This is a genomic window from Kangiella japonica, from assembly GCF_039523535.1.
GTDB lineage: Bacteria > Pseudomonadota > Gammaproteobacteria > Enterobacterales > Kangiellaceae > Kangiella > Kangiella japonica.
Genome location: NZ_BAAAFM010000003.1, coordinates 477,354 through 497,772 on the forward strand (window position 1 = coordinate 477,354; position 20,419 = coordinate 497,772).

Annotated in this window: 21 protein-coding genes; 19 read left to right on the forward strand and 2 right to left on the reverse strand. The window is 44.9% G+C overall.

What is annotated here, in order from left to right:
- Positions 1–33: 33 nt before the first annotated feature.
- The 15 genes from ABD128_RS05595 to ABD128_RS05665 all read left to right on the forward strand — a co-directional run bounded on the left by ABD128_RS05595 (position 34) and on the right by ABD128_RS05665 (position 11,720).
- Entirely contained in the window at positions 34–597 is a 564-nt protein-coding gene (locus ABD128_RS05595) for an SPOR domain-containing protein (protein WP_343987757.1), read from the forward strand.
- A 25-nt stretch (positions 598–622) separates the two neighbouring features.
- The gene (locus ABD128_RS05600) at positions 623–829 is read left to right on the forward strand and encodes a hypothetical protein (protein ID WP_343987760.1); all 207 of its coding nucleotides are present in this window, start codon (positions 623–625) and stop codon (positions 827–829) included.
- Positions 830–862: 33 nt separating this feature from the next.
- Positions 863–1,213 carry a hypothetical protein gene (locus ABD128_RS05605; protein WP_343987764.1) on the forward strand — a complete coding sequence of 117 codons (351 nt, stop codon included), beginning with the start codon at positions 863–865 and terminating at the stop codon, positions 1,211–1,213.
- A 232-nt stretch (positions 1,214–1,445) separates the two neighbouring features.
- Positions 1,446–1,985, forward strand: a complete 540-nt coding sequence (gene hslV / locus ABD128_RS05610) for an ATP-dependent protease subunit HslV (RefSeq protein ID WP_343987766.1) — start codon at positions 1,446–1,448, stop codon at positions 1,983–1,985.
- A gap of 103 nt (positions 1,986–2,088) precedes the next feature.
- Positions 2,089–3,429, forward strand: coding sequence for an ATP-dependent protease ATPase subunit HslU (gene hslU / locus ABD128_RS05615; RefSeq protein ID WP_343987769.1), 1,341 nt, complete (start codon positions 2,089–2,091; stop codon positions 3,427–3,429).
- A gap of 439 nt (positions 3,430–3,868) precedes the next feature.
- Positions 3,869–5,722: a S8 family peptidase gene (locus ABD128_RS05620; protein WP_343987772.1), complete on the forward strand. Its 1,854-nt coding sequence runs from the start codon at positions 3,869–3,871 to the stop codon at positions 5,720–5,722.
- 174 nt (positions 5,723–5,896) lie between these two features.
- Complete coding sequence (locus ABD128_RS05625; RefSeq protein WP_343987775.1) at positions 5,897–6,286, forward strand: gamma-butyrobetaine hydroxylase family protein; 390 nt, start codon at positions 5,897–5,899, stop codon at positions 6,284–6,286.
- Between the two features lie 35 nt (positions 6,287–6,321).
- Positions 6,322–7,110: a bifunctional demethylmenaquinone methyltransferase/2-methoxy-6-polyprenyl-1,4-benzoquinol methylase UbiE gene (gene ubiE / locus ABD128_RS05630; protein WP_343987778.1), complete on the forward strand. Its 789-nt coding sequence runs from the start codon at positions 6,322–6,324 to the stop codon at positions 7,108–7,110.
- Positions 7,110–7,736 (forward strand): ubiquinone biosynthesis accessory factor UbiJ, encoded by a 627-nt coding sequence (locus ABD128_RS05635; protein WP_343987780.1) that lies wholly within the window; start codon positions 7,110–7,112, stop codon positions 7,734–7,736. Before ubiE ends, ABD128_RS05635 begins: the two co-directional genes overlap by 1 nt.
- Entirely contained in the window at positions 7,736–9,388 is a 1,653-nt protein-coding gene (gene ubiB / locus ABD128_RS05640) for a ubiquinone biosynthesis regulatory protein kinase UbiB (RefSeq protein ID WP_343987783.1), read from the forward strand. Before ABD128_RS05635 ends, ubiB begins: the two co-directional genes overlap by 1 nt.
- 27 nt (positions 9,389–9,415) lie before the next feature.
- Entirely contained in the window at positions 9,416–9,754 is a 339-nt protein-coding gene (locus ABD128_RS05645; RefSeq protein ID WP_343987786.1) for a histidine triad nucleotide-binding protein, read from the forward strand.
- Positions 9,755–9,782: 28 nt separating this feature from the next.
- Positions 9,783–10,037, forward strand: coding sequence for a twin-arginine translocase TatA/TatE family subunit (gene tatA, locus ABD128_RS05650; protein WP_343987789.1), 255 nt, complete (start codon positions 9,783–9,785; stop codon positions 10,035–10,037).
- Positions 10,038–10,054: 17 nt separating this feature from the next.
- Entirely contained in the window at positions 10,055–10,417 is a 363-nt protein-coding gene (gene tatB, locus ABD128_RS05655; RefSeq protein ID WP_343987792.1) for a Sec-independent protein translocase protein TatB, read from the forward strand.
- Between the two features lie 5 nt (positions 10,418–10,422).
- On the forward strand, positions 10,423–11,187 hold the full coding sequence (gene tatC, locus ABD128_RS05660; RefSeq protein WP_343987795.1) for a twin-arginine translocase subunit TatC: 765 nt from the start codon (positions 10,423–10,425) through the stop codon (positions 11,185–11,187).
- Between the two features lie 68 nt (positions 11,188–11,255).
- Entirely contained in the window at positions 11,256–11,720 is a 465-nt protein-coding gene (locus ABD128_RS05665; protein WP_110199557.1) for a DUF4442 domain-containing protein, read from the forward strand.
- 22 nt (positions 11,721–11,742) lie between these two features.
- Here ABD128_RS05665 and ABD128_RS05670 read toward each other — a convergent pair whose 3' ends face one another.
- Complete coding sequence (locus tag ABD128_RS05670) at positions 11,743–13,110, reverse strand: M24 family metallopeptidase (protein ID WP_425545675.1); 1,368 nt, start codon at positions 13,108–13,110, stop codon at positions 11,743–11,745.
- 232 nt (positions 13,111–13,342) lie between these two features.
- On the opposite strand from ABD128_RS05670, the gene ABD128_RS05675 reads away from it, so the two are divergent.
- Genes ABD128_RS05675 through ABD128_RS05690 form a run of 4 tightly spaced genes read left to right on the forward strand, consistent with a single transcriptional unit; the run spans position 13,343 to position 19,712 of the window.
- Entirely contained in the window at positions 13,343–13,915 is a 573-nt protein-coding gene (locus ABD128_RS05675) for a TetR/AcrR family transcriptional regulator (RefSeq protein ID WP_343987800.1), read from the forward strand.
- Positions 13,916–13,927: 12 nt separating this feature from the next.
- Positions 13,928–15,070, forward strand: coding sequence for an efflux RND transporter periplasmic adaptor subunit (locus ABD128_RS05680; protein ID WP_343987803.1), 1,143 nt, complete (start codon positions 13,928–13,930; stop codon positions 15,068–15,070).
- 12 nt (positions 15,071–15,082) lie between these two features.
- Positions 15,083–18,226 (forward strand): multidrug efflux RND transporter permease subunit, encoded by a 3,144-nt coding sequence (locus tag ABD128_RS05685; protein ID WP_343987806.1) that lies wholly within the window; start codon positions 15,083–15,085, stop codon positions 18,224–18,226.
- Positions 18,219–19,712 (forward strand): efflux transporter outer membrane subunit, encoded by a 1,494-nt coding sequence (locus ABD128_RS05690; RefSeq protein ID WP_343987809.1) that lies wholly within the window; start codon positions 18,219–18,221, stop codon positions 19,710–19,712. The genes ABD128_RS05685 and ABD128_RS05690 overlap by 8 nt, the downstream gene beginning before the upstream one ends.
- 134 nt (positions 19,713–19,846) lie before the next feature.
- Here the strand turns inward: ABD128_RS05690 and ABD128_RS05695 are convergent, their stop codons facing one another.
- A complete protein-coding gene (locus tag ABD128_RS05695) occupies positions 19,847–20,335 on the reverse strand; it encodes an SF0329 family protein (RefSeq protein WP_343987811.1) in 489 nt (162 codons plus the stop codon).
- Between the last annotated feature and the right edge of the window lie 84 nt (positions 20,336–20,419).

A 20,419-nucleotide genomic window follows, 5' to 3' on the forward strand; every position in this document is an offset into this window, starting at 1 on the left:
TAACCTAGGCTAAAACTGAGCTTCCTAATAATAATGACTAAAGATTACGCCAAACGTAAGCGCGCAAAGAAAAAAACCAACACGCGCACACCACGCAGCAACAATAAAAAACCCATTTCCCCGATCATTGTTTTTCTGAGCGGTATTTTACTGACGCTGTTTGCCGTCTTCCTATGGGCTATTGTAAAAAAGCCTGACGTAATCAAGGAAATAGTGGAGCAAAAAGAGGTCGGAGCCAAAAACACAAAATCACAGACTGAAACATCGGAAAATACTCAAAAAGAATCTAAAAAAGAGCCAGATACAGAGTTTACCTACCATGAAACTCTAACCAATAAAAAAGTTGATGTGGTGATCAACAAGCCCAAAACCACTGACAGCGATAAAACCTACATCATGCAATGCGGAGCATTTAAGAAGATTAGTGATGCTGAAAAGATGAAGGCAGAGCTCGCTTTTATCGGCTTTCAAGCAAACATCCTCAGTAAAGGCGACTGGCATCGCGTACGCCTTGGCCCCTATAAAAGTAAGCGAACCGCCGAAAGCGATCGCCATAAACTACAGGATAATAAATACCTAAACTGTCAGATTTGGTAAGGCTTTATAAAACAAGGAGTTACTCATGAAAAACCTTTCAGTTATTACAGCCATAATGGTTGTAATCGCATTCGCCATTGGCTTTTATGTGGGCTATAACAAAACAGAACCTAACTCTCAACAAAACCACAGTAACGACAATCTAGAAAAGAGATCACAGCCTTTAGCCAGCGAAGCGCAAAGCTCCCAAAAGAATCAAAACACCGACTCGATCAAGCAAGCCTTAACTTAAGAGCAAGCTAAAAGCCAAGCTCTAGAAGAGCTAGTGACACAGCAAGAGCAACAACTAACTGCTCTAAAAGCTGAAGTCCAAAACTCAGCGCCTGGAGAAGAAGTTATCCCAGCCACCGACTATGAGCGTCAAACTTATGTCACCAACTTAGTCCACCAATTTAACGCTGACAACGCATCCACAGAAATTGTCGATGTTACCTGTGAGAATGGTTTCTGTACGCTCGACGCCAATGTTTCCGCAGGCACACAAACAAATCCCGAAATTGCAAAACTCATGAAATTTCTCGATGACCGACAGCTAGACCAATATTATCAAAGAGTATCACTGCTCAATGTCACTAAAGACAAAGACCACTCCAGTATTAAGTTTTCTTTGAAATAGAAGGTCTCTAAAGCCTAACCGCCAACTGAAGGCTATCAATCTCACATCCCTCCTGATAGCCAGTTATCGACTAAACTCTCTCCGCCGATAAATCTATTAGCCGTTTTAAGACGGTATGTAACATCACATTTTGCAACATTTTCAGCGAGTCTAGAGCATAATTTATCCTTGAATTCATTAGTCACGCCCCCATTTAGCTGAGTAACAAAGAACAAAACTCCGGAGCAGAATTTTGGAACAATATCGTGGAACCACCATTTTATCGGTGCGTCGCAATGGAAAAGTCGTCATTGGAGGCGATGGACAGGTTTCTTTAGGCAATACCATTATGAAGGGTAATGCTCGTAAGGTTCGCCGCTTATATAACGATCAAGTTATCGCTGGCTTTGCTGGTGGCACCGCTGACGCTTTTACTCTTTTTGAGCGCTTTGAAGCCAAGCTAGAGTCGCATGGCGGTAAGCTAATGCGCGCTGCGGTTGAGTTAGCAAAAGATTGGCGTACCGATCGCGCTTTGAGAAAACTCGAAGCACTTTTAGCTGTGGCTGATAAAGAACATTCGCTAGTTATCACCGGTAATGGTGACGTTATTCAGCCAGAAGATGACCTAATCGCGATTGGTTCTGGTGGCGCATTTGCACAGTCAGCAGCTAAAGCTTTATTGCAAAAGACTGATCTTGGTGCACGTGAGATTGTTGAAACTGGCTTAACTATCGCTGGTGATATTTGTATTTACACCAATCACAACCAAACCATTGAAGAACTAGAATACTAACCTCATTGCGAGATGTTAACCGTGGCGTTCTGTATTATTGCTATGCTTTCCGCCCTTACTTTCCTCGCAATGATGCTTTGATAAATAGAGTAGAGAATTAATTATGTCTATGACTCCTCGTGAAATTGTCCATGAGCTGGACAAACACATTATTGGCCAGAGTGGTGCTAAGCGCTCGGTCGCCATCGCGCTACGTAACCGCTGGCGCCGTATGCAGGTTGATGAAAGCTTGCGTAATGAAATCACGCCTAAGAATATCCTGATGATTGGCCCTACTGGTGTTGGTAAAACTGAAATTGCCCGCCGCCTAGCGAAATTAGCTAACGCGCCTTTTATTAAGATCGAAGCCACTAAGTTCACAGAAGTGGGCTATGTCGGTCGCGATGTCGAGTCTATTATTCGCGATCTGGTTGATGCGGCCTTTAAAATGTTGCGTGAACAGGAAATGGTAAAAGTAGAAGGTCGCGCGCAAGACGCTGCCGAAGAGAAGGTTCTAGATGCCTTGCTACCACCAGCTCGAAAATCGTCTAACTCCCCATGGGATCAAGAGGAACAGCCTAAAACTGAAGACTCCTCTGCTCGTCAGGTGTTCCGTAAGAAGTTGCGCCAAGGTGATTTAGATGACAAAGAAATTGAAATCGACGTTGCGCAAATGTCGGTTGGAGTCGATATTATGGCACCTCCGGGCATGGAAGATATGACTAGCCAGCTTCAGTCCATGTTCCAAAACATGAGTCCAAGTAAAAGCAAGAAGCGCAAGGTTAAGGTCAAAGACGCTATGAAGATGTTGACCGAAGAAGAAGCAGCCAAAATGATCGATCAGGAAGAGCTGAAGATCAAAGCCGTGGAATCTGTTGAGCAGAACGGTATCGTTTTCCTTGATGAAATTGACAAGGTGACTAAACGTAGCGACAGCCAAGAAGGTGGCGTTTCGCGGGAAGGCGTACAGCGTGACTTATTACCACTGGTTGAAGGTTGTACCGTCAATACCAAGTACGGCATGATCAAAACGGACCATATCTTGTTTATTGCATCAGGAGCTTTCCATTTATCGAAGCCGTCAGACTTGATCCCCGAGCTACAGGGGCGTTTGCCGATTCGTGTTGAGCTGCGCGCATTAACGCCAGAAGATTTCAAACGTATTTTGACTGAGCCAGATGCAGCTCTAACTAAGCAATATCAAGCGCTATTAGCGACCGAAGGCAAAAACATCGAGTTTGACGAAAGCGGTATTGAGAAAATTGCTGAATACTCTTTTCAGGTCAATGAGTCCACAGAAAACATCGGCGCTCGACGCCTTCATACAGTCATGGAGCGTTTACTCGACGAAGTATCTTTTGATGCTAGCGAGAATAACGAACCGCTAGTGATTGATGCAGATTACGTCAAAAAACAGCTATCAGATTTAGCCGATGACGAAGATTTAAGTCGCTTTATCCTCTAGTAAAGGCAATCACTCATACAAAAAAGCTGGCCAGCGGTCAGCTTTTTTTGTTTCCCCCTTAAAAAATCACAAACCTACAGCTCACATTTGCATTTAGCTGAACTAATGCTAGAAATCACAGCTTGACACCTTCCGCTATCCTGACAACCCTAGATAATTCTTAAATCATCTGAGTTACGTTCACCCATAAAACAACAACTTAGCCTTAAAGTATCAGTATGTAGCGTTTTCAGGCTAAACAGATAAATCACGCTGATCTTCCGAACTTTTGAGATATTTGAGATTTGTAACGCTGTGTACAAAAGTGACAAGCCTCAAGAATTATTCATCTAACTACCCTTTTTGCATAAATAAAATTGTTTTAACAAGTCAATTTTTATACAGTCCAAGTGCTCTTATGAGAAGAGAGATACAAAATTAATACCAAGGGGTAAAAAATATGAAACTAACTAAAGTGGTTACAGGGGTACTACTTGCGACTGGAGCTGCTGGCGCATACGCTGGTCAGTTCAAAACAGCGCACAACCCTTCAAACGCTATCGAAGGACAATATATCGTTGTTCTTAAAGATGATGTTGTTGCTGAGAACGAAGGTTTATTCGCTTCACAAGCAAACCTTAAAGCCGTTCAAATGGTTAACGACCAGCTTTCTAACAAATACCAGGCTCGCGTTACTCGTACTTATAAGAAAGTATTGAAAGGCGGCGTATACCAAATGTCTGAAGATCAAGCGATGAAGCTTGCTCAAGACCCAAGTGTTGAGTTGGTTGAAGAAGACCAAATGATGTCTATCAACGCAACTCAAAACAATGCGACTTGGGGTATTGACCGTTCTGACCAACGTAACCTTCCTCTAAGCGGTACTTACACTTACAACACTACTGCATCAAATGTAAACGCTTACATTATTGATACAGGTATCTTGAACACGCACAGCGAATTTGGCGGTCGTTCAGTAAGTGGTATCGATACCGTTGATAACGATAACGATGCGACTGACTGTAATGGTCACGGTACGCACGTTGCAGGTACAGTAGGTGGTAGCACTTACGGTATCGCTAAAGGCGTTAAGCTTATCGGTGTTCGTGTACTAAGCTGTAGCGGTAGCGGTTCTAACTCTGGCGTAATCGCTGGTATGGACTGGGTTGCTGACAACCACGTTAAGCCAGCTGTTGCTAACATGAGTTTAGGTGGCGGTGCATCTACTGCTACTGACCAAGCGGTTGCTCGTATGACTGCTGCTGGTGTAACTACTGTTGTAGCGGCAGGTAACGACAACTCAAACGCTTGTAACTACTCTCCAGCACGTGCATCAAGCGCGATCACTGTTGGTTCAACAACTTCAAGCGATTCTCGTTCAAGCTTCTCGAACTACGGTAACTGCCTAGACATCTACGCGCCAGGTTCAAGCATCACTTCAGCATGGCATAACGGTGGCACTAACACGATTAGTGGTACTTCTATGGCATCGCCTCACGTTGCTGGTGTTGCAGCTTTATACTTAGCTAATAACCCTAACGCTTCTGTGAGCCAAGTAACTCAAGCAATCCTTGATGCTGCTACTCCAAACAAAGTAAGCGACGCTAAAGCCGGTTCGCCAAACTTGTTGTTATATAGCATCTTCGACGGTTCTACACCTCCACCACCACCACCTCCAGGAGGTAACGAGCTTGAGAACGGTGTAGCACAAACTATTTCAGGTGCTTCAGGTTCTGAAACTGACTTCACGTTCGAAGTTCCTTCTGATGCAACTTCAGTTGACTTCCAGATGTCTGGTGGTTCTGGTGATGCTGACCTTTACGTTAAGTTCGGTAGCGCTCCAACGACTTCAAGCTACGATTGTCGTCCATACAGAAATGGTAACAACGAGACTTGTAACTTCAGCGCACAAACTGGTACTTACTACGTAATGGTTCGTGGCTACAGCTCTTACTCTGGTGCTAGCTTAGTAGCTAACCATGATGGCGGTAGCACTAATCCTCCTCCAAGCAATGGTGGCAGCGCTAAGATTGAAAATATCTCTGCTACAAGTGGCGAGTGGAAGCACTATTACCTAGACGTACCAGCAGGTATGAGCACATTAACAGCAACTACTAGCGGTGGTACTGGTGATGCTGACCTATACGTTCGTCGCGGCTCACAGCCTACTACGTCAGCGTATGACTGCCGTCCATACCGTTATGGTAACAACGAGACTTGTACTGTTTCTAATCCAGCAGAAGACCGTTACTACATCAGCTTACGTGCTTATCAGACGTTCTCTGGCGTAACGTTGGACGTTGTTTGGGAATAATCTCAACGTGTTAGTTCATCTTAACTATAGATGATAGAAGCCGGCCTTAGGGTCGGCTTTTTTATTGTCTTAGCCTCCTAAACCTACGTGCGACTCAGACCTGTTCATATTTTCAGTTCCTTCCCCTCCTCTGCTACAATAGCTTTATCAAAAACCGTTTTATAATAAAAAACTATGAACCAAGTGCCCAGCGCCATTAAGCTTCACCAAAAATCACGGCAGCTTGAAGTTTGTTTCTCTGGAAATACTTACTTCCTACCATATGAATACCTACGCGTATTTTCCCCTTCTGCGGAGGTTCGAGGGCATGGTAATCAAGAACTGACTTTGGTCGGTGGCAAGGCAAATGTACAAGTCACCGATATTGAACCCGTGGGGCAGTACGCAATTAAGCTCAGTTTTGATGACGGACACGATAGTGGCCTGTATACTTGGCAGACATTGTTTGAGCTAGGTCGCGACCAGTCCAGTAATTGGCAAACTTACTTAAAACGCCTCGAAGCGGTGGGCCTAAGTCGCTCTGCCGATAAAAGCGTAAATGTATATTCCCCAAACTCAAACTAACATTGCAAACGAAGCTACCAACAAAGAATCGAGTCATGACACAAGACGACAAGCAAAACAGCAATAAAAAGCCACAAGATCAGGGCAACACCACCCACTTTGGTTACGAGACAGTCGCTAAAGAAGAAAAAGCGGCCAAAGTAGCCGAAGTATTTCACTCCGTAGCGGGCAAATACGATGTGATGAACGATCTGATGTCGTTCGGTGTTCATCGTTTATGGAAGCGCTATACGATTGAGCGAGCCGCCGCTCGTAGTGGCCAGAAAATTCTCGATATTGCCGGTGGAACGGGCGACTTAACGGCCAAATTTTCTAAAATTATTGGCAATAAAGGCCAAGTCATTCTAGCCGATATCAACGATTCAATGATTAAGGTTGGTCGCTCTAAGTTGGTCGACTCAGGCGTTGTTGGCAATGTTGACTTCGTGCAGGCGAATGCTGAATGTTTACCTTTCCCAGACAACTATTTCGACCGCATCACCATTGCGTTTGGTTTAAGAAACGTTACCGAAAAAGACAAAGCTCTAAAGTCGATGTATCGCATCCTCAAGCCAGGTGGTCGCTTACTGGTCTTAGAGTTCTCAAAGCCTGCGTTACCGTTATTATCAAAAGTATACGATATTTATTCTTTCTCGCTATTACCAGCAATGGGGAAATTGGTTGCCAACGACTCTGAAAGCTACAAATACCTAGCTGAATCAATTCGTATGCACCCAGATCAAGAAACCTTAAAAGGCATGATGACCGACGCTGGCTTCGATGACGCCGAATACACCAATCTAACCGGTGGCGTGGTCGCGTTACATATCGGGAAGAAGTACTAATGCTGGTGGATCTATTCGCGCCGACTATTGAGACGGTTATCAATAAAGTTATTAGTCTCGATCCAGAAGCTAAACAACGTTTAGCTCGCCTAGAACAAAAGATCATCGCTTTCCACTTTACCGATATTCAGCAGAAGCTTTATTTCGTGATTGACGAAAGCTATATCCTAGTGAAACATCGTTGTGACAAGACTGCGGATGCAGAGCTTAGCGGAGACCTGCTCTCCTTTTTCAATTTAGCATCAGGCGACGATAGCGCGCCTATCTTTAAGGGTGAGGTTCGCTTTGCGGGAGAAATCAGTACGGCACAAAACTTCCAGAAATTCTTTAACCAGTTAGACATCGACTGGGAAGAGCACTTATCACAGTATGTGGGTGATATCGCTGCCCATCAGTTGTTTAACAATGGTCGAGCTCTATTCAATTGGCTTAGCAAGACAACACAAACAGCACAACAAAATGCCAGCGAGTATCTGCGTTTTGAAGCAAAGGCAGTGCCGGCATCGATAGAGCTCGAAAACTTTTATGATGATATCGCTGACTTAAAATCTGACGTCGAACGCCTTGCCATGCGTATTGAGCGACTGAGCCAGCGAGCACAAGCTGATAAGGACACAGCATTATAATGAATACCATTAAGCAGCTGCACCATGCCCTTAAAATTAATCGCACTTTAGTCCGTTATGGCCTTGATGAGTTTTTAACGCCAACGCCTCTTGCTGTGTTACGCCCAGTAGCTCGGTTGTTTTCTTTTAGCTTTAAAAAGTCAGCACAAAACAAGTCTCGTGGCGAGCGCTTACGCTTAGCCATGATCGAGCTAGGCCCTATTTACATAAAGTTAGGGCAAATGCTATCGACTCGTCGTGATCTAGTGCCACCTGACATCGCCGATGAGCTTGCGCGACTTCAAGATCAAGTAGAACCATTCCCTTCAGAGCAAGCCAAAGCCGTTATCGAAAAGCAACTCGGTGCTAAAGTTGAGCAAGTTTTTACAAGTTTTAGTACCACCCCGCTAGCGTCCGCTTCAATCGCACAGGTTCATGAAGCGACCTTAAAGTCTGGTGAAGAAGTGGTAGTTAAAGTATTACGCCCCAATATCCGCAAAAAGATTCGCCGTGATTTAAGCATGATGCATGAGCTCGCCAACTGGGCTGAAAAGTACTCAAGCGAAGCGCGTCGTTTACGGATTAAAGAAGTCGTCAAAGAATACGACGCAACACTTGAGCGCGAAGTGGATCTTAGAATCGAGGCGGCGAATACCTCGCACCTGCGCCATAATTTTGAAGGCTCAGAATTACTCTATGTGCCCAAAGTCTTCTGGGACTATACGCGCAACAAGGTCATGGTCGTAGAAAAAATTTCCGGCACTCCGATTGGTGATGTACAACGCTTAAAAGATGATGGCGTCAACATGAAGGAGCTTGCCGATCGTGGTGTCGAAATTTTCTTCACACAAGTGTTCCGCGATAGTTTTTTCCATGCGGATATGCACCCTGGTAATATTTTCGTCGATACGTCGAATCCCGAAAAGCCCCAGTACATCGCTATTGATTGCGGCATTATGGGAACTTTAGATGAAGCCGATAAACGTTACTTGGCACATAACTTTTTAGCCTTCTTTGAGCGTGACTATAAACGCATTGCCGAACTTCATGTGGAATCCGGTTGGATCGACGATGACGTATCTATTCCTGAGTTTGAGTCTGCGATTCGAGCTGCTTGTGAGCCTATATTTGGCAAGGCGTTAGCAGAAATATCATTCGGACACTTCTTAATTCAACTTTTCCAAACCGCTCGTCGCTTTAACATGAAGGTTCAGCCGCAGTTAGTTCTGCTACAGAAAACCCTACTGTATGTCGAAGGGTTAGGCCGTCAACTTTATCCGCAACTTGACCTGTGGGAAACCGCACAACCTTATCTAAAGAAGTGGCTCAGAGATCAGATCGGCCCACAAGCAATCTTCGACGAAGTCAAAGCACAGTTACCCGACTGGTTACACAAGGCGCCGAAAATCCCCGGGTTATTGTTCGATAATGTTAGTCGACTAGGTCAAGAATTAGAAAAGTTTGAAGGCTTAAAAAAAGAGCTGACACAGCTAGAGCATTATAAATTACGTCAGAACCATGCACAAAAGCATGCCATTATAGGCAGTGGGTTTGCGCTATTAAGCGGCTTGCTATACCTAGGCTTGCCTCAAGACTGGCTGCCAACGGTATCGTCAGGTGTATTAGCTCTATTCTTTTTAGCAAAAAGCTTGTGGCCGATTAAGACCAAATAAGTCAAACAATAGAGAGTTTAGAATATTATGAGTGACTGTATTTTTTGTAAAATCATTGATGGCGATATCCCATCAGAAAAAGTCTATGAAGATGAAAAGATCTATGTTTTTAGGGATATCGCACCGAAAGCTCCGGTTCATCTACTGATGATCCCTAAGCTACATATCGCCAGCCTAGCTGAGGTCGAGGACCAGCATCAAGAACTTCTCGGTTACATGATGCGCAAAGTACCACAAATCGCTCACGAAGCGGGCTGTGAAAAAGGCTTCAGAACCATCATCAATACAGGTGATGAAGGCGGACAAGAAGTGTATCATATACACATTCATATTTTGGGCGGCGGCGGTCGCTTACCTTTTGCTTAATATCAAGCGACACAATTGAGGTATATCCATGAAACCTGGTATGTGGGAATTATTAATATTACTCGTTATCATCTTGCTGTTATTTGGCACTAAGAAGATACGGAACGCTGGAGGCGACTTTGGCGCGGCCTTTAAAAACTTCAAAAAGGCATTCAAAGATGAAGACGAAAAGACCGCTTCGAAAGAAGAATCTAATGAAGGCATAAAAGACGACCGTGCTGATAAAGCGGAAGACGCCCAGTTTTCCGAGTCAAAAGACTCTGAAAGTAACAAGAAATCATAGCAACAATCTAGCCAATTATGCCTTTTGACATTGGTTTTTCCGAATTACTGCTTGTAATGATTCTGGCACTATTAGTACTAGGGCCAGAGCGTTTACCTAAAGCAATGCAAACCTTTGGTCGATGGGCAGGCAAAGCTAAGCGCACTATGACTAACTTTAACCACCAAGTTAATCGTGAGCTTGAGCTTGATGAGATGAAGAAAAAACTCGCCGAGCACGAAGCTATGATCAAGCGCCAAGCGGAAGGCTCTGACCTACAGAAGCTGCGTGACGAAGCTGAGCAGAAAATTAAAGCCGCTGAAGAAGCCAAAACGCGCGCCGAACAAGCTATCGAGTCAGGCACTACAAATCTAACCGACGATAAAAAGACCTCCTCTTAATTGCCATGACTGACAGCACCAATAACAAAAACAATGACATGCCACTTTTATCGCACCTGATTGAGTTGCGTACGCGCCTTTTGCGCTCGGTGCTTGTTATTGTTGCGATTTTTATTGGTATGGCTTTTTTCGCTAACGAGCTTTATGAGTGGTTGTCTAAACCCTTAAAAGAAGCATTACCTGAAAGCTCAACGCTGATAGCCATCGATGTAACGGCACCACTATTCGCGCCTTTTAAATTAGCTTTTGTGTTAGCCATTTTTATCGCCATGCCCTTCGTCTTACACCAAGCTTGGATGTTTATCTCACCAGGACTCTACAAGCATGAAAAAAGCTTTGCTGTACCTTTGCTGATCAGCAGTATTATCCTTTTCTATGCGGGTATTGCTTTTGCCTATTTTGTGATATTCCCCATTATATTTGGCTTTTTATCGAGCATCGGTCCGCAAGATGTTAACTATCTACCCGATATTAATAGCGTACTTTCAATCGCCTTAAAACTGTTCTTCGCTTTTGGCCTAGCCTTTGAAATCCCCATAGCCACCATGCTGCTAATATGGTCTGGCCTAGTTAGCCACCAAAAGCTTGCCAACACGCGCCCTTATACAGTAGTCGGTATTTTTGTTTTTGCCATGCTGTTAACACCACCGGACATGATCTCACAGGTACTACTGGCTATCCCTATGTGGATATTGTTTGAACTAGGTTTGATCTTCGCTAAAGCTTATTCGCCAAAAAAAGCAGAAACCACTGAGCAAGAAGATTTATAGCCCACTCTTGCTACAACTGATGCTATCTGATTCAATAGACTCATCCGATCAGTATACAATCAACATCTATGAAAACAGTTTCCGCCAAAAACCTTAAACGCCTGCTTAATATATGGCCACCCTTTTGGGGCTCAGGTATCCGCGTCACCGAACTCGCGGATGATTGGTCTTATGCCAAGGTTCGTCTACGCAAATACTGGTTTAACCGCAACTATGTGGATGTTCATTATGGCGGCTCACTATTTTCAATGTGCGATCCATTTTACATGTTGTTGCTACTGCATAAAATGGGGCGTGAGTATGTGGTCTGGGATAAAAAGGCTGAAATTAAGTTTATCAAACCTGGTCGCAAAGACGTCTTTGCTGAATTTAAAATTACAGAAGATATGATGTCAGAGTTAAAGCAACAGCTCGAAACTCAAGACAAAATTGAACCTGTGTTTGAAGTGGATATCACAGATACCGATGGTACTTTAATTGCTAAAGTCTGGAAAACCATTCACATTTCAAAAAAGCAAAAGACAGCCTCATAACTGTCTTTTGCCGCCTATAGTTCTACTGAATAAAATGCCACTTCGTTTGGCGGCCACCAAGATAGACTACTCGTTCCCCGTCAAACACCGCTGATTGCTCAAACATGATTTGGATTAACTGGTTATCCCACTCCGGTAGTTTTACCTTAACATTCCCTTCGATGGCGTAGCCCGTATTCGGATACAGCTTCCAATCGCCCTTAACTGGCGTTGGTCCTTGGTTGTCCCACATACCGATAGTTGGGCCTATGGCGTGTCCGACGAAACCCAGCGGGTGAGTATAAGTACTGGACTTAATACCTTGTCTTTTCGAAACTTTATGTGTCGCGGCTAAGATTTCATTACCGCTACGCCCCGTCTTAAATTCGGAGGTTAGAATATCTTGCCATTGATTGCCGACTTTTAGCGCTTCTTTTAGACCTTTTGGCACTTCAAACTCACCGAACTTCGCCACATAGCCCATCTCTTGAGTATCGGTGCAGAGTTTTAAATAGCAAATCCCAACGTCTGTGTGAATAATATCCCCAGGCTCTATCGTCCGATTGCTTTTACCAAAAAATGGTGAGTCTGGTGAGTTTTTATCACCCTTACGCTGAATAGTGACGTAAGGCTGGAACCAGGGCTTCACTCCTAGCTCTTCAAATCGTTCTCGTATGTACCAAGCAACATCCTGATCCGTAGTTACTCCAGGGGTAATTACTTTATTCGAGAAGGCTTCATCAATAACGCCTCGTGCGACTTTTACGATTTGTGGGTACACCGCAAGCTCAGGAGCGGTGCGAGTTTCCATCCAGCGGATCACCAGCTCTTCTGAGCTAACCAATCGTTCTTGGAACTTTTTAGGTAAGCTACTCACTAGTTTTTGATGCAATCCCTGAGTTAAACCGTCCGCCAGCGCCCACTCTTCACTGACGTTGATGCCGATTCTTTTAGGGTCATACTCGCCAATAATCTCAGCAAGACGTTGCCACTGCTCATCAACGGTGCCGCCTTCCCACCGACTTTTATAAAAGTCACCAATGTCGTATCGGCTAACGCTGAAACGCTCTACCTGATCACCATCCTTAGCAAATACCAGTAAGGTGGTACGCCTCGCTGCAAAAGTCGGCTCGGGTACTAGCGTATAGAAAAGCGCATCTTCACCATATTCACGATTTATCACCAACCACATATCCAAGTCAGATTCGCGCATCAGCTGTGGTAAAAGATTATCCAAGCGATATTGCAAGATCTTATTGATTGGCGCGGCTCTGTCGCGATGAGATAACACCTTAGGCAACTCACCCACCTCTAAGCCTTGCTCGAAAACCTGCTCATTGCTCTTGCTGTAAGCCTGCATAGCGGTTACGGCTATTATGGATGCAATAACTATGTTTTTTAGCACTTTCATAGAAATCTCCTATCGACCAATTTAAAGCATAAAAGGCCTGCGCTCTTATGATCGTTAAAAATTATATTTATTTTCAGTATGTTAGAGATAATATCACCGATACTAGGTCAAATATATGACTATTTCAAAGTGCCTTAAAGCTCCTAAACAACTATGAGACTTAATAATATTGGTTGCAGTGCAAGCTCAACAACACTAAAATGAATGAACGTTCATTTTACACCCGATTTATATGTCCAAGGAACAACAAATTCTTGAGGCAGCGATTCGTTCATTCGTAGAACGCGGCCTGCAAGGCTCTTCGATGGCGCTCGTCGCCAAAGAAGCAGAGGTTGCAACGGGTAGCGTTTACAACTACTTTGAGGGGAAAGAACATCTCATTAATGAGTGCTTCCTCTATGTAAAACAGAATGAAGTTGAGTTCTTGCTTGAGCACTATGAACCTGAGGCTAGTTTTGAAGCACGCTTCAAAAAAGTTTACACCTCAACCATACGGTTTATGCTGGATAACTGCTCCTATTTTAGATTTTTACATTTGTACGCTTTTTCTCCTGTCATCACACAGGAAACTCGCGACAAGCTATACCCCGTATTTGAAACCTTTATTAAGCTCTATAAAGATGCTTATGAGGCTGGCGTTATCGGCTCACCCGATGCACCAGAACAACATTTATCGATCTATGGCGGAATAAGCTACTTGATGCATTACTACTACGTAAATCAGGTAGAGATTTCTGATAAAAAAATTGAATCAATGGTCAATTTTGCTTGGGCTGCGCTTAGTAACTCCAAGCAAAAGACGTAAGGATAACACGTTATGAAAAGAGCAATATTAATCAGTACTTTATTGATGACTGCCGGTGCTTCTACCAGCTTTGCAGCACAACAAGGCCAACAACAGGCAGTTCCAGTGCAAGTCGCGGAAGTGACTTCTGATACCACAACCATTACGCAAAACCTCCCTGGGCGTGTACTAGCAGTGCGTACCGCTGAGGTTCGTGCACGTGTCGATGGTATTCTTGAAAAACGTCTTTTCACTGAAGGTGTTGATGTCAAACAAGGCCAAGCCTTATTCCAGATTGATGACCGAGTGATGAAAGCCAATGTTGCCGCGGCCAAAGCGAATTTAAGCACGGCGCGAGCTCAGCAAAAGCTCAACAAACAAACGCTCAAACGTTATGAAGAACTATTGCAGCAAGGTGCCGTGAGCCAGCAAGAGTACGACACTTATCTTGCCCAAAGCCAACAGGCAGACGCCATGGTTGAGCAAGCGAAAGCTGAGTTAGAAAAAGCTCAAATTAGTCTTGATTACGCCACAGTTACTGCGCCTATTTCAGGTCGTATCGGTCGCGCTTTAGTCACAGAAGGCGCTTTAGTTAGCGCAACTAACGCAACGCACATGGCGACTATTGAGCAATTGGACGAAGTATACATCGACTTTACCCGTTCGCCGACTGAGCTGAATAAAATGCGTAATTTGTTCGCTAACTCAGACGCAACAGATTCGGGCTCACAGCAGGTAGAAATACTGTTTAATGATGGGACGCCTTACGAGCACCCTGCACACCTAGAATTTTCAAGCCTTTCGGTTGATCCTGATACTGGCTCGGTAATGCTTCGTGCGATTGTTAAGAACCCTGATCACAAGCTACTGCCAGGTATGTTTGTACGCGTAAAAGCTCCAGTCGCTGATTCGCAAACTCTAATCCAAGTACCCCAAAAAGCAGTTCAAGTTACTGCTCAAGGCGCCATGGTCAAAGTCGTCAAAGACGGCAAGCTAGCGATGCAGCCGGTCGAGCTTGGGCCTATGATGGGCACTAGCTGGGTTGTAAAAAGTGGCCTAAACGCAGGCGACAAAGTCATCGTTAGTAGCACTCAGTTCCTGCAACCAGGTACACCTGTTAAAGCAATGACAACTTCTAGCCAGAACTCAGAACAAAAAGCGTCACAGGCTCAGTAATAGGTATTATTTATGGCACAGTTTTTTATTAACAGACCTATCTTTGCATGGGTACTCTCCCTGCTGATTCTACTTGGCGGTTCGCTCGCGGTGCAGAATCTTCCAGTCATGGCTTACCCTGATATTTCGCCACCTCAAGTGACGATTACAGCTAATTACCCGGGTGCGTCAGCGAAGGTTATTGAAGATACGGTAACAACCGTTATTGAAGAGGAAATGAATGGTATCGAGGGCTTGCGTTACATCAAGTCGGACAGTTCTCGTACCGGCTCTTCAACCATTGTCTTAACTTTTGCAACCGGCACCGATACAGACATCGCTGGAGTTGAAGTTCAGAACCGCTTAAAGCGTGTTGAAGCTCGTTTACCAGCCTCGGTTAGAACTCAAGGTGTGAATATTGATAAAACTCGCCCTGACTTCTTAATGGTGGTATCACTATTCTCGCCAAATGGCACTTATAACTCGACCGACTTAGGCGACTATGTTGATCGCGCCATTTTAGGTGAGATGCGCCGTATCGATGGTATTGGTAGCGCACAATTATTCAGTGCAACTTACGCCATGCGTGTATGGGTTGATCCGAAAAAGATGGCGTCATACGCCATTACGCCGAGCGAAATTTCACAGGCCATTCGCGATCAGAACGCCCAGCTAGCGACTGGTGAATTAGGTTCATTACCGTCACCAAGCAATCAGCAAATTAACGCAACCATTCTAGTACCATCGCGCTTATCGACTCCTGAAGAGTTCGGCAACATCATTCTACGCTCCTCAAGCGACGGCGCCATCGTGCGTCTAAAAGATGTAGCGGAAGTCGAGCGCGGCGCTAACAACTACGGCTCACAAGCCATGTTAAATGGCCAAGACTCTGCGGCTTTTGCACTAAAACTTAGTAACAACGGTAACGCTTTAGAAGCAGCCCAAGCTGTAAAGGATAAGTTAAAAGACTTAGAACAATATTTCCCAGAAGACGTTGAGTGGGTCATCCCATACGACACATCTGTGTTCGTTGAAGGCTCAATCTCTCAAGTCATACAAACGCTGGTCGAAGCGGTGTTCCTTGTAACGCTGGTGATGTTCTTATTCTTACAAAGCTGGCGCACCACCTTAATCCCGTTGATTGTTGTACCAGTGTCGTTAATCGGTACTGGCATGGGGCTTTACTTGCTAGGCTTCTCGATCAACATGCTAACCATGTTTGCGATGGTGCTTGCCATTGGTATTGTGGTCGATGACGCCATTATCGTTGTCGAGAATATTAAACGTATTCTTGATGAAGAAGACTTAGGCCCATACCAAGCAACCAAGAAAGCGATGAAGCAGATTTCTGGTGCGATTATTGGTACTACCGCGGTTTTGATTGCTGTATTCATTCCCATGGCCTTTTTCTCAGGTTCAGTAGGTCGAATCTATCAACAATTCTCGCTAACCATTGTCTTAAGTGTTGCTATTTCAGCGTTCCTATCTTTATCACTCAGCCCAGCAATTGCTCAAGGCTTGTTGAAAAAAGAAAAAGAAGGCAAGAAAGAGTGGGCACCATTCCGCCTTTTCAACCAAGGCTTTAGTAAGTTCACAAACGTTTATATGAATGGCGTCAAAAAGCTATTCAATAAGACGGGCCTAATCATCACTATGGCCGTATTTGTCGTAATCACTGCATTCGTCGGCTGGCGTTTTGCTAGCATGCCGACAGGATTCGTGCCGTCTGAAGACCAAGGCTTTATTGTCGCCTCGTCGCTAATGCCTTCAGGCTCGACGCGCGCACGAACTCTAGAACTGACCAAGAAAACTGACGCTTGGTTCCTAGAGCAGCCAGAAGTTGAGCGTATTATTACGGTCGCCGGCTTTAGTTTCTTTGGTACCGGTCAAAACACTTCGATTACGTTCGTTAACCTAAAACCTTGGGAAGAGCGCGAAGAGATGCGCGATGCCGACCAACTGGCGGAAGCCGCGACAGGTGCTTTCACGAGATTTCAAGAAGGTAATACCTTTGTATTCAATATGCCTTCGATTCCTGGCCTAGGCAACAGCAGTGGTTTCGACTTCCAGCTTCAAGATAAGTCAGGTGTCGGCACGCAACAACTCATCGGCGCAGCTTACCAATTATTAGGCCAAGCCATGCAGTCGGGTAAATTTGCTGAAATTCGCCCAGACACATTACCGCCAGCACCACTACTGACGTTTGAAGTCGACCGGGTTAAAGCGCGTTCTTTAGGTGTGGATATTGGTGAGTTGAACAACACGCTACAAATAGCTTTAGGTTCGTCCTATATCAACGACTATGTTGAAGGCCAGAAGGTACGCCAAGTTTGGCTGCAATCTGACGCTGACACACGCTCGACGCCAGAAGAAATTCTGAGCATGCAAATTCGTAACAAGCAAGGCGACTTAGTCAACCTATCGGAAGTGGCCACTGCTGAGTGGACAGAAGCACCAGCGAAGCTGACTCGTTATAACGGTTCATCGTCGATACCTTTAACCGGTAGTGGCGCGCCAGGCGTAAGCTCAGGTGAAGTTATGATGTTAATGGAGCAGTTCGCAGAGCAGCTACCTAAAGGCATCGGTTACGAATGGTCAGGTCAGTCGCTAGAAGAAAAAGTGGCTGGTAACCAAACGACCTTACTTTTCGCTTTATCGTTCTTAGTAGTCTTCCTTGTACTTGCCGCGCTTTATGAAAGTTGGTCAGTACCACTAGCGGTTATCCTAGTCGTTCCTTTGGGTATTTTAGGCTCGGTGTTATTCGCTGCAATAAGCTCGATGCCAAACGATATCTATTTCAAAGTGGGCTTAATTACCATTATTGGCCTCTCTGCCAAAAACGCAATTTTGATTGTTGAGTTTGCGCGTGAAGCTCAGGGCGAAGGTAAAAGTGCGCTCGAAGCCGTAACCGAAGCCTGTCGCTTACGTTTGCGCCCGATCTTAATGACCTCGCTAGCCTTTATCATGGGCGTACTGCCTCTGGTTCTTGCTACTGGCGCAGGCTCAGCGAGTCGCCAAGCTATCGGTACTAGCGTGATGGGCGGTATGATTACAGCCGCAATATTCTCAGTCATCTTCGTCCCAGTGTTCTACTTACTGGTGCGCAAGATTTTCCCGAGAAAATTAAAACATTATGAACTTGCCGCTAAAGGTATGGAGGTTAAAGACGATGAGTAACACTAGAGGCACTAAGGCGCTGACCTCCCTAACGGCTTTGGCAGCGAGCCTTGTACTATCAGGCTGTATTTCCATGGGGCCTACGAATGAGCGCCCCGAAGCAGCTATCGAAAAAAGTTTTGGAGAGCAAACTGAAGTTAGCCATGCTGAATTTACATTAGAAGCATGGCAACAGTTTTTCCCAGACGCCAACGCTCGCATCATGATCGAAGAAGCGCTACAGTCGAACACCGACTTGCGTATAGCCATCGCGCGTATGGCTGAGCTCGAAGGCCGTTATCAGATCCAGCGTGAAAACAGATTCCCTGCAATCGGTGGCGAAGTAAACCAAGTCCGTAGCCAAAACTCGATTAACGTTCAAGGCAACGACAATATCGTTGATGTTTATAATGCCAAAGTTGGCTTGGTTTCTTATGAGCTTGATCTCTTTGGTCGTGTAAATTCGATGAGCAACGCCGCACTAGCGCAATACCTATCGAGCGCAGAAGCGACTCGCTCGGTAAAGCTTAGCGTCATCGCACAAACCGCGAACGCCTATTACAGTTGGGTTTCGGCTAAACGCAGTTTAAACTTAGCCGAGCAAACGCTAACCAGCCGTAAAGACAGCCGTGATCTGATCCAAAAACGCCTCGATACCGGCATCGCGAGTGAATTAGACCTAGCACAAGCACAAGCATCGTTTGCTACCGTAAGTGCACAGAAAGCTCGTTTTGAGCGTGCCCACGCCGCGGCAAAAAGTGCTCTTGAACTATTAATCGGCAAACCACTATCCACGGTTCCGTTTAATAAAGAGCAATTGCGCATCGCCGAGATGGCGCTGGAACTACCAGAAAGCATCAGTTCAGAAGTATTACTAAGCCGTCCTGACGTTTTATCCGCAGAGCAAAGTTTGTACGCGGCTAACGCCAACATCGGTGCCGCTCGTGCAGCCTTCTTCCCGTCGATTACCCTGACAGGAGACTATGGCTATTCCAGTACCGAGTTCGACAGCCTGTTCGAAAGTAATTCGAAAAGTTGGAGCTTTATGCCATCGATTCGAATTCCAATTTTCAACAACGGCCTACAAGCAAACCTCGATATTGCCAAAGCACAGCAACAACGCTTAATCGCCGAGTATGAAAAAGCCGTGCAACAAGCCTTCTCCGAGGTTTATCAGCTAATGAGCAACCGCACAACTTACGACAGTGAGTTAGAAGCCAACCGTTCATTAGTCAAAGCCCAAGCGAAACGCCTACAGCTCGCCGAAGCCAAGTACAAAGCCGGCCTAGCCAGCTATCTTGAAGTGCTTAACGCACAACAAGATAAGTTCAGCTCAGAACAAGCACTGCTAGAAACTGAACGCGCACAGCTAGCCAATGTTATATCCTTGTACAAAGCGCTCGGTGGCGGCGACAAAGTGATTAACTTCAATGCCCAAGGCAAGTTAGAGACAGGCGTGGAAACAGGGGAAAACCCAGAAGAAACATCAGAGCCTGTAGACGAGTAACTTAGTCAATAAGCTCGACTGCTAGACACTAAAAAGCCCTGCATTTGCAGGGCTTTTTATTAAAACTCCGAAGCTCCGCGGTTTATAAATCAGGGAAACTTATTTCACCCGTATTTACTATTTGTCAGATACTACTATTTATTAGCTGCCTCAGCCTCGGCTCTAAACTTTGCAAGATAAGCAACCATAGGATGCTTATCTCTTTGTAAAGCTTTAACCTTGGTTTTCCCCGTTTTCTTATTAAGAACTCCTAGAGCTCTTAATAGTGGGTGCTCCGAATTAACGCAGTCCTGAGCAGATAAATTCAGAGATTCAAATGCCATTATTTTAAAGTCGTAACTACTAAACTCACCACGCTCATATATTGTATTATTACAACGGTCTTCTTCACTAATAGCCTCATGCTGCGAACAATCAGTTGGAGTTAGTTCATGAAAGTATGCACCCTGCTCCCTCCAAGAGGCCTCATCAGTTAAGCTAACTACCTGCTCACCGTCAATAACAATCCAACTTCTCGACATGCCATCTTGACGCCTGTAAGCAGTAGTAAATATTTGAATTCGTCCTTGTATAGAGTTCGCGAATGACTCTTCTATTCTACTTTTTAGTTTCGACCACTGCATAAGAACCCCTTTAATAAAATTCCTAATTAATTGGTGGATTTTCGCAAAAATGCGGATAAATAACCATCCACGGTTCGCCGAACT

Bases quoted from the DNA above. Each gene is read 5' to 3' on its own strand.
- ABD128_RS05690 (WP_343987809.1), top strand. From the start codon at position 18,219: ATGAGTAACACTAGAGGCACTAAGGCGCTGACCTCCCTAACGGCTTTG.
- ABD128_RS05600 (WP_343987760.1), top strand. From the start codon at position 623: ATGAAAAACCTTTCAGTTATTACAGCCATAATGGTTGTAATCGCATTC.
- ubiE (WP_343987778.1), top strand. From the start codon at position 6,322: ATGACACAAGACGACAAGCAAAACAGCAATAAAAAGCCACAAGATCAG.
- ABD128_RS05635 (WP_343987780.1), top strand. From the start codon at position 7,110: ATGCTGGTGGATCTATTCGCGCCGACTATTGAGACGGTTATCAATAAA.
- tatC (WP_343987795.1), top strand. From the start codon at position 10,423: ATGACTGACAGCACCAATAACAAAAACAATGACATGCCACTTTTATCG.
- ABD128_RS05675 (WP_343987800.1), top strand. From the start codon at position 13,343: ATGTCCAAGGAACAACAAATTCTTGAGGCAGCGATTCGTTCATTCGTA.
- ABD128_RS05645 (WP_343987786.1), top strand. From the start codon at position 9,416: ATGAGTGACTGTATTTTTTGTAAAATCATTGATGGCGATATCCCATCA.
- ABD128_RS05595 (WP_343987757.1), top strand. From the start codon at position 34: ATGACTAAAGATTACGCCAAACGTAAGCGCGCAAAGAAAAAAACCAAC.
- ABD128_RS05620 (WP_343987772.1), top strand. From the start codon at position 3,869: ATGAAACTAACTAAAGTGGTTACAGGGGTACTACTTGCGACTGGAGCT.
- hslU (WP_343987769.1), top strand. From the start codon at position 2,089: ATGTCTATGACTCCTCGTGAAATTGTCCATGAGCTGGACAAACACATT.
- ABD128_RS05665 (WP_110199557.1), top strand. From the start codon at position 11,256: ATGAAAACAGTTTCCGCCAAAAACCTTAAACGCCTGCTTAATATATGG.
- tatA (WP_343987789.1), top strand. From the start codon at position 9,783: ATGAAACCTGGTATGTGGGAATTATTAATATTACTCGTTATCATCTTG.
- ABD128_RS05670 (WP_425545675.1), bottom strand. From the start codon at position 13,110: ATGAAAGTGCTAAAAAACATAGTTATTGCATCCATAATAGCCGTAACC.
- ABD128_RS05695 (WP_343987811.1), bottom strand. From the start codon at position 20,335: ATGCAGTGGTCGAAACTAAAAAGTAGAATAGAAGAGTCATTCGCGAAC.
- ABD128_RS05625 (WP_343987775.1), top strand. From the start codon at position 5,897: ATGAACCAAGTGCCCAGCGCCATTAAGCTTCACCAAAAATCACGGCAG.
- tatB (WP_343987792.1), top strand. From the start codon at position 10,055: ATGCCTTTTGACATTGGTTTTTCCGAATTACTGCTTGTAATGATTCTG.
- ABD128_RS05685 (WP_343987806.1), top strand. From the start codon at position 15,083: ATGGCACAGTTTTTTATTAACAGACCTATCTTTGCATGGGTACTCTCC.
- ABD128_RS05680 (WP_343987803.1), top strand. From the start codon at position 13,928: ATGAAAAGAGCAATATTAATCAGTACTTTATTGATGACTGCCGGTGCT.
- ubiB (WP_343987783.1), top strand. From the start codon at position 7,736: ATGAATACCATTAAGCAGCTGCACCATGCCCTTAAAATTAATCGCACT.